The 8,512-nt window shown below is 71.2% G+C and carries 4 protein-coding genes and 1 pseudogene; 3 read left to right on the top strand and 2 right to left on the bottom strand.

Annotation, left to right across the window (positions count from 1 at the left end):
• Positions 1-2: 2 nt before the first annotated feature.
• Positions 3-3,089, bottom strand: a complete 3,087-nt coding sequence (locus tag E1292_RS56370; RefSeq protein WP_132606474.1) for a S41 family peptidase — start codon at positions 3,087-3,089, stop codon at positions 3-5.
• 147 nt (positions 3,090-3,236) lie between these two features.
• Between E1292_RS56370 and E1292_RS47975 the strand changes: the two genes are divergently transcribed.
• Together E1292_RS47975 and E1292_RS47970 are read left to right on the top strand one after the other, a co-directional pair.
• Positions 3,237-3,662: a hypothetical protein gene (locus E1292_RS47975; RefSeq protein WP_132606473.1), complete on the top strand. Its 426-nt coding sequence runs from the start codon at positions 3,237-3,239 to the stop codon at positions 3,660-3,662.
• Positions 3,663-3,714: 52 nt separating this feature from the next.
• The gene (locus tag E1292_RS47970) at positions 3,715-4,683 is read left to right on the top strand and encodes a TIGR03557 family F420-dependent LLM class oxidoreductase (RefSeq protein ID WP_132606472.1); all 969 of its coding nucleotides are present in this window, start codon (positions 3,715-3,717) and stop codon (positions 4,681-4,683) included.
• Here the strand turns inward: E1292_RS47970 and leuS are convergent.
• The gene (gene leuS, locus E1292_RS47965; protein ID WP_181958417.1) at positions 4,680-7,127 is read right to left on the bottom strand and encodes a leucine--tRNA ligase; all 2,448 of its coding nucleotides are present in this window, start codon (positions 7,125-7,127) and stop codon (positions 4,680-4,682) included. The two genes, E1292_RS47970 and leuS, sit on opposite strands and share 4 nt — an antisense overlap.
• 465 nt (positions 7,128-7,592) lie before the next feature.
• Here leuS and E1292_RS55335 point away from each other — a divergent pair.
• A pseudogene (locus E1292_RS55335) lies at positions 7,593-8,512 on the top strand (hypothetical protein); the annotation flags it as partial.

Below are 8,512 nucleotides of genomic sequence, written 5' to 3'. Positions count from 1 at the left end.
GACTAGTCGTCGGCAGCGTCAGCTGTGTATAAGAGACAGGCGACCCGGTCCTGCGGGGTGATCACCACTTCGACGTCCGGGTCGACGCCGTGGTTCTCCACCCCCCACCCCTGGCCTTCGATCCAGAACGCGTAGCGCGGCTGCGTCACCCGCGTCCCGTCGACGAGCGTGTAGCGCGAGTCGATCCCGATCACGCCGCCCCACGTCCGCGTGCCCACGAGCGGCCCGATCCCGCGGTTCTTGACGCCGGCGCTCACGATGTCCCCGTCGGAGCCGGCGAACTCGTCGGTGACGGTCACGACCGGTCCGCGCGGCGAGTCCTCCGGGTAGCGCATCGGCTCGTACCCGCGGACCAGCGACCACGCGGTGACCTTCCTGGACAGCTTCTCCAGCACCAGTTCCGACAGGTGCCCGCCGCTGTTCTCCCGGACGTCCACGATGAGCCCGTCGCGGGCCATCTCGGTACGCAGGTCGCGGTGGAACTGCGCCCACCCCGAGGCCACCATGTCGGGCACGTGCAGGTAGCCGAGCCGGCCGTCCGAGGCCTCCCTGACGTGGGCGCGGCGGTCCTCCACCCAGTCGTGGTAGCGCAGCTGCGTCTCGTCGGCGACGGGGCTCACGACGACGCGGCGCGGCTCACCTCCTGAGGCCGGGCGGACGGTCAGCTCGGTGGGCTGGTCCGCGGTGCCGGCCAGGAGGGCGAGCGGCCCGCGTACGGGGTCGACCGGGCGGCCGCCGACGGCGACGATCGCGTCGCCGGGGCGGACCGCGACGCCGGGCGCGAGCAGCGGCGAGCGGGCGGCGTGGTCGGACGACTCGCCGGGCAGGATGCGGGTGACCCGCCACACGCCGTCGTCGTCCCTGGCCAGGTCGGCGCCGAGCAGCCCTTGGCGGCGGCGGGAGTCGTGGCCGCCGCCGTTGACGTAGGCGTAGGCGTGCGAGGTGCCCAGCTCGCCCTGGGTCTCCCAGAGCAGGTCGATCAGCTCGGAGTGGCAGCCGATGCGGTCGACCAGCGGCTCGTAGCGGTCGAGCACGGCCTGCCAGTCGACGCCGTTCATGTCCTCGCGCCAGAAGTGGTCGCGCATGAGCCGCCCGGCCTCGCGGAAGCCCTGCCGCCATTCGGCGACCGGGTCGATCTGGACGGTGACGCGGTCGAGGTCGATGGTGACGACCTCGTCCCCTTCGGTGGCGGCACGGGTCTGCAGGCCGTTCTTGCCGTTGGTGACGAGCCTGGCGCCGTCGCCGCTCACCTCGAACGAGCGCGCCTCCTTGCCCAGCTCGGCCCTGGCGCGCTTCTTGAGGTCGTACCGTTCGAGCACGATGTCGTTCGGGGGCTCTGTGCCGTCGCCGAGCTGACCGGTGAGCGGGTGGCGCAGCCAGAGGAGCGCGTCCTTGGCGGTGCGCAGGTTGCCGTAGCGTCCCGCGGGCACCGGCACCGGCACCACGCGCGAGGCGATGCCCTCGGGGTCGACCTCGGTGCGCGGCGGCGTGTCGTCCTTGGCTCCGTCCTCCTTGGCGGCTTTGTCGTCCTCGCCGTTGAACCCGCGGCCCTGCAGCGAGGGGTCGAACGGCGACGGCGTGCCGGCCTGCAGCGGCACGAGGTACGGGCGGCATCCTTGGGGGAACGACATGTCGAAGACATGGGCGTCGTAGACGGGGTCGAACGTCCGGACCGACAGGAACGCCAGGTGTTTGCCGTCCTTGGTGAACACGGGGTCGTAGTCGGCGAACCGCATCGGGGTCACCTCGATGACGGAGGTCCCGTCGACGCGTCCGATCCTGATCTGTGACAGCGGCTCGTGGTGCGGGTGCACCCAGGCCAGCCAGCTCGAGTCGGGCGAGAACGTCAGGCCGCTGACGTCTCCTTGGGTGGTGCGGTCGAGCTCGCGGAGGTTGCCGGATTCGAGGTCGGCGACCAGCAGCCGACCGTCGTGGGTGGCCACCGCCACGTGCTTGCCGTCCGGGGCGGCCTCCAGGTCGAGCACGCGGCCGAGCTGCCCGGCGGCCAGCGTCCTGACCTCGCCTCCGGGCGTGCCGACCTCCAGCCCGTCCTCGCCGCTCGCGTCGGACACCCACACGGCCCGCCCGTCGGAGTCCAGGGCCTGCGGGAGACGTACGCGGACGCCGGGCTGCGCCCGGAGCACGCCGGCGGGGCCGTCGCGGTGGGTCACCCAGTGGGCGGTGCCGCGGATCTCCACGGCGCTGGCCCGCCCGCTCGCGTCGGGCGAGTACGAGCCCGCCCGCAGGGGCGCCGGCCGCCGGGCCCTCCCGGGCCGCGGGCCGCCCAGCCGCACGTCCAGCCGGTACGGCTCGGCGTCCAGGCTCTCCAGCACCCACAGGTCGCCGGCGTGGCTGTAGATCACCCGCTCGCCGTCACCGGTGGCGTGGCGAGCGTAGAACTCCTCGTGGGAGCTGTGCTTGCGCAGGTCGGAGCCGTCGGGCCGGGCGGAGTAGAGGTTGCCGACGCCGTCGATGTCGGCGAGGAACACGATCCTGTCGCCCACCCAGCAGATCGCCCAGTACTGGGCCGTGCTGTCGGCGAACAGCCTGGTGAACTCTCCGTCGCCGTCGGCGTCGACCCAGATCTTGCCCGCCGTGCCGCCTCGGTACCGCTTCCACTGCGACGGCTCCCGCCACATCGGCGACACGGTCGCCACCTGCGGGCCGTTGAGCGCGACGTCGCTCAGCCACCCGTACGGCAGGCGCGTGGCCGGTCCCCCGTCGAGCGGCACCGCGTAGGCCCAGCTCCTGCTGGTCTCGCTCTGCCCGGCCGCGCTGACCGCGAGCACGTCGCCATCAGGGGTCCATCCGCGTACGCCGGTCGTCGTGCTGCCCCAGTGGGTCAGCCGTTCACCCTCCGGCCCGTCGATCTCGGCCGCGAACACCTCGGGGGCGCCCTCCTTGCCGCTGGTCCACGCGATGCGCCCGCCGTCGGGCGAGAATCTCGGATGCGACACCGGTACGCGGTCCGCGGTGAAGCGCCAGGCTCTGCCTCCTGTCAGGGGAGCCAGCCAGACGTCGTCGTCGGCGACGAAGGTGACCACGTCATCGTGCAGGTGGGGGTGTCTGAGGTATGCGCCATTTGTCACAGATGCACACTAATGCGCGAGACCAAGGCCAGCCCAAGAATTCTCTCCCCAGCGAACTCGCCCTGTCCTCGGAACGGCCAAGTCCGGGATGCGCCGGATATGTAGGGGAATGGTACGGTTTCCGGCTTCTGCATCCTGTGAGGCACCATGAAGATCCTCGCTCGCCCGCACCAGCTCCCGCCCCGGCTGGCCGCCGCGGCCATCATCCTCAACTCCGGGCTCAGCAAATCAGGCGCCGGCGAGGACACCGCCGCGAGCCTGCACGGCATGGCCTCGGGCACCTATCCGTTCCTGCGCGGGATGCGCCCGGCCACCTTCACCAGGCTGCTCTCCAAGACGGAGATCACCATCGGCGTGGCCCTGCTGGTGCCGCTCGTGCCGTCGCTCCTGGCGGGGGCCGCGCTGACGGGCTTCGCGGCGGGCCTGCTCGGCCTCTACTTCAAGACGCCCGGCCTGCGGCAGGAGGGCAGCCTGCGGCCCTCCGAGCAGGGCATCGCGCTCGCCAAGGACGTCTGGCTGCTGGGCATCGGCCTGGGCCTGGTGGCCGAGGAGATGCGCGACTGCCACCGTTGACGATCTCCAGTCCCTGGACGCTAACCCCGGCAAACAGGGGTAGCCGGGAGAAATGGTACAGATCGGCTACACCCTGATGTCCGAACAGACCCCGGCCCGCGAGCTGGTCGACTACGCCGCGGCGGCCGAGCGGATCGGCTTCGACTACGCGGTCATCTCCGACCACTACTTCCCGTGGCTGGAGGAGATGGGGCACTCGCCCTACTGCTGGTCGGTGCTCGGCGCGGCGGCCCAGGTCACCGAGCGGCTCCCGCTCATGACCTACGTGACGTGCCCCATCATGCGCTACCACCCGGCCGTGGTCGCGCAGAAGGCGGCCACGATGGGCGTGCTCAGCGGGGGCCGGTTCACCCTGGGGCTCGGTGCCGGCGAGAACCTCAACGAGCACGTCATCGGCGAGGGCTGGCCGCCGGTCGACACCAGGCACCGCATGTTCGCCGAGGCCGTACAGATCATCAGGGAGCTCTTCAGCGGCGAGTACGTCACCCGCCAGGGCGAGTTCTACGACGTCGACTCCGCCAAGCTCTACGACCTGCCGGAGCGGCCGGTGCCGATCGGCATCGCCGCCTCCGGCGGGCAGTCCGCCGAGCTCGCCGCCGAGTACGGCGACGGGCTCGTGGTCAACGAGCCGCTGCCGGAGGTGGTGCAGCAGTTCCACGCGGCGGGCGGCCACGGCAGGCCCGTCTACGGCCAGCTCGCCCTCTCCTACGACACCGACGCCGAGGCCGCCAAGGAGCGCGCGCACACCTTGTGGCGCTGGGCGGCCACCGGCGGCTGGAAGGTCATGGCCGAGCTGCCCGCGCCGGTCAACTTCGCCGCCGCCGCCGGCACCGTACGCCCGGAGGACGTGGCCCAGAGCGTGCCCTGCGGCGACGACGTGGACGCGGTCGTGCAGGCCGCGAGGAAGTACGTCGACGCGGGGTACACGCACATCGCGCTCGTCCAGATCGGACACGACCGGCAGCAGCCCTTCTTCGACTGGGCGGAGAAGGAGCTGCTGCCGGCCCTGCGCTCCCTCTAAGGGACGATGTTGACCAGCTTGGGCGCCCGGACGATCACCTTGCGGGGCGCGTTCTGCAGGTAGGGGGCGACCTTCTCCGAGGCCAGGGCCAGCGCCCGCAGGTCGTCCTCGCCGATGCCGGGCGGGACCTCCAGGCGGTCGCGGACCTTGCCCGCCACCTGCACCACGCAGGTGACCGACTCCTGCACCAGCAGCTCCGGCTCGGCCACCGGCCAGCCGGCGAAGGCGACGGGACCGGTACGGCCCAGCCGCTCCCAGCCCTCCGCGGCGGTGTAGGGGGCCACCAGCGACAACATGATCGCCAGCGACTCGGCGGCCTCGCGCACCGCCGGGTCGGCCGGGCCGGGGCCGGAGTCGATGGCCTTGCGCGTGGCCGAGGTCAGCTCCATCATGCGCGCCACCGCCACGTTGAAGCGGTGGGACTCGACCAGCCTGGTGACCTCGTCGATCGTGCGGTGCGTGACCTTGCGCAGCTCCACGTCACCGCGCTCGAACGGGACGCCGGGCTCGCTGGTCGCCTCGGACATCACGCGCAGCACGCGGGCCAGGAACTTCTGCGAGGCGGCCGGTGAGACGTCGGCCCAGTCGATGTCGTCCTCGGGCGGACCGGCGAAGATCATCGTCAGGCGCACGGCGTCGACGCCGAAATCGTCGATCTGCTGGCCCAGGTCCACGCCGTTGCCCAGCGACTTCGACATGGACTTGCCGCCGTTGATCACCTGCCCCTGGTTGAGCATGCGGATGAACGGCTCGGTGAAGTCGACCATGCCCATGTCGTGCAGGACCTTGGTGAAGAACCGCGAATACAGCAGGTGCAGCACCGCGTGCTCGATGCCGCCGACGTACTGGTCGATCGGACCCCACTTGCGCACCTGCTCGGGGTCGAACGGGCCGTCGGTGTAGCCCGGCGAGCAGTAACGCAGGAAATACCACGACGAGTCGACGAAGGTGTCCATCGTGTCGGTGTCGCGCTGGGCGGGACCGGAGCACTTGGGGCACTCGACGTTGACCCACTCCGTCGCGCTGGCCAGCGGGGAGACACCCTTGGGCGCCAGCGCCTCGCCGCGCATGTCGGGCAGCGTGACCGGCAGCTGCTCGTCGGGGACGGGCACCTCGCCGCAGTCGGGGCAGTGGATGATCGGGATGGGGGTGCCCCAGAACCGCTGCCGGGACAGCAGCCAGTCGCGCAGCCGGAAGTTGACCGCGCCCGTGCCCCTGCCGTCGCGCTCCAGGATCTCGATGATCCTGGCGATGGCCTCGACCTTGCTCAGGCCGTCGAGCGGCCCAGAGTTGACCAGCGTGCCCTCGCCGGGCGTGGCCTCGCCGGTCTCGCCGGGGTCGGCCAGGCCGGTGTGCACGACGACCTTCACCGGCAGCCCGAACTTCAGCGCGAAGTCCAGGTCGCGCTGGTCGTGGGCGGGCACGGCCATGATGGCGCCGTGGCCGTAGTCGGACAACACGTAGTCGGCCGCCCAGACGGGGATGCGCTCGCCGTTGACCGGGTTGATCGCGTAGCGGCCCAGGAAGACGCCCGTCTTCTCCTTGTCGGTGGCCAGGCGCTCGATGTCGCTCAGCTTGGCGACCTCGGCGCGGTAGGCCTCGAAGCCGGCGCGGTGCTCGTCGGTGACGATCTCGTCGGCCAGCGCGGCGTCGGCGGCGACCACGAAGAACGTGGCGCCGAACAGGGTGTCGGGCCGCGTGGTGTAGACGTGGACCGGCTCGTCGCGGCCCTCGATCTCGAACAGCACGTCGGCGCCCTCAGAGCGGCCGATCCAGTTGCGCTGCATCGTCAGCAGCCGCTCGGGCCAGCTGTCCAGCTGATCCATGTCGTCCAGCAGGCGCTGCGCGTAATCAGTGATCTTGAAGTACCACTGCGTCAGCTCGCGGCGGATGACGTCGGCGCCGCAACGCTCGCACTTGCCGGCCACGACCTGCTCGTTGGCCAGCACGGTCTGGTCGTTGGGGCACCAGTTGACCAGGCCGCCCTTGCGGTAGGCCAGGCCGCGCTCGAAGAACCGGTTGAACAGCCACTGGTTCCACCGGTAGTAGTCGGAGTCGCTGGTGTGCAGGCGACGCGACCAGTCGAAGGAGACGGCGTAGCGCCGGAACGAGGTGGCCTGCGTCTCGATGTTGGCGTAGGTCCACTCGGCCGGGTGGGCGTTGCGCCTGATCGCGGCGTTCTCGGCGGGCAGTCCGAAGGAGTCCCAGCCGATCGGGTGCAGGACGTTGTAGCCCTGCTGCATCCAGAAGCGCGCGATGACATCGCCGATGGCGAAGACCTCGCCGTGGCCCATGTGCAGGTCGCCCGACGGGTAGGGGAACATGTCGAGCATGTAGCGCCGCTCGCGGGGGTCGGCCGGGTCTTCGCTCGCCCGGTAGGGGTCCTGCTCCTCCCATCGCTGCTGCCACTTGGCCTGCAGCGCCTGCGGATCGTACTCACTCACGGCTACTGTCCTTTGAATTGACTCGGACCCATAAGAAAACCCCCCGTGCACACAACGAGGGGTGGAGCCGCGACGGCGAGATCTTCAGGGCCGTCGCGGCCCGCTAAGAAGCAGGGTCGCGGAACGCATGTGTCAAGCGTAGCGCACGTCTTCGGCTGAATGCAGATACTCGATCGAGGTCGGCGGGCACAATAGTCCTTCAGGTCCCAGCGAGACCTGATGGTGATGTATCCGTTGTGACCTCATTCGTCCCAGAAGAATAGCCTTGTCGCCGTGGTGTACCCAGCTGAGCCTGATCGTCCGGAAGCCGACCTGCCGCTCCAGGATCCGCCGACCGATCCTGACGGCTTCGCTCGTTTCGCTGCGGAACCACCTACATCTCCTGGAAAATCCCATGAGATCATGCCTCGGACGTCAAATCCGGAGATAAGGGTAAATCCGGACACTACCTCGGGAGGGCCGGCCATGGCAGCGGATGATTCCGGACCACACCTGCCGTCCTGGCCCGACGCGCCGCGGCGCGAGGGATCCGGCACCCGGTCGTCCGGCTCGCACGCGGCCGACGTTCCCACATCGTGGCCCGAGACGCCCGCCCACGGCGACCCCGCGTGGCCGGAGCCGCCGCGCAAGGACGACTCCTGGCCCGAGCCTCCCCGCCGCTCCCGCCACGCGGCCTCCCCGCAGGACACGTCCGGCCCGTCCTGGCCCGAGCCGCCCCAGAGCACCGCCCCTGGCGCCTCCTCCTGGCCGGACCTCCCGCCACAGAACACCACCAGCCCCTCCGCCTGGCCGGGCCTCCCACCACAGAACACCACCAGCCCTTCGTCCTGGTCCGACTCCGCGCAGAGCGCTCCTGGGCCTTCTCAGCCCGACCCCTCCGCGCTGGGCACCGGCCCCTCCGCGTGGCCCCAGGCATCGCCGCAGCCGAGCGCCGGCGCCCCCTCCTGGCCGGACCTGCCGCCGCAGGACGGCGCCGGACCGTCCGCACGGCCGCCCGGCTCCACGCGGAACGCCGCCGCCCCCTCCTCCTGGCCTGACGCGCCACACCAGGACGTGTGGCCCGAGACGTCCTCCCCCGAGGTGCCCATGTCCTGGCCCGAGGCGTCCTCCCAGAGCACGGCCGGGCCACCGCAGGCCGCCCCGGGCCCCTCCTCGTGGCAGGACCGGTCACCGCAGGGCGGCACGGCGACGCCCCAGCAGTCCGAGCAGCCTCCGGTCCCCGATCCGGTGCCCGCGTGGGCGCAACCACCGGCCCCCGCCCCCGGCGCGTGGCCGGACGATCAGGCGCCACGGGGCAAGCGCCACGCGGCCGAGTCGCCGGGGCTCACGCCCACGCACCACCAGTCCGCCCCGAACAACACCCCGCCGCACAACGGCCCCTCCAC

The organism is Nonomuraea deserti, assembly GCF_004348685.1.
In the GTDB taxonomy this organism is placed as follows: Bacteria; Actinomycetota; Actinomycetes; order Streptosporangiales; family Streptosporangiaceae; genus Nonomuraea; species Nonomuraea deserti.
The sequence above is the reverse complement of the archived record's forward strand: the minus strand, read 5'-3'. Positions and strand labels throughout refer to the sequence as shown.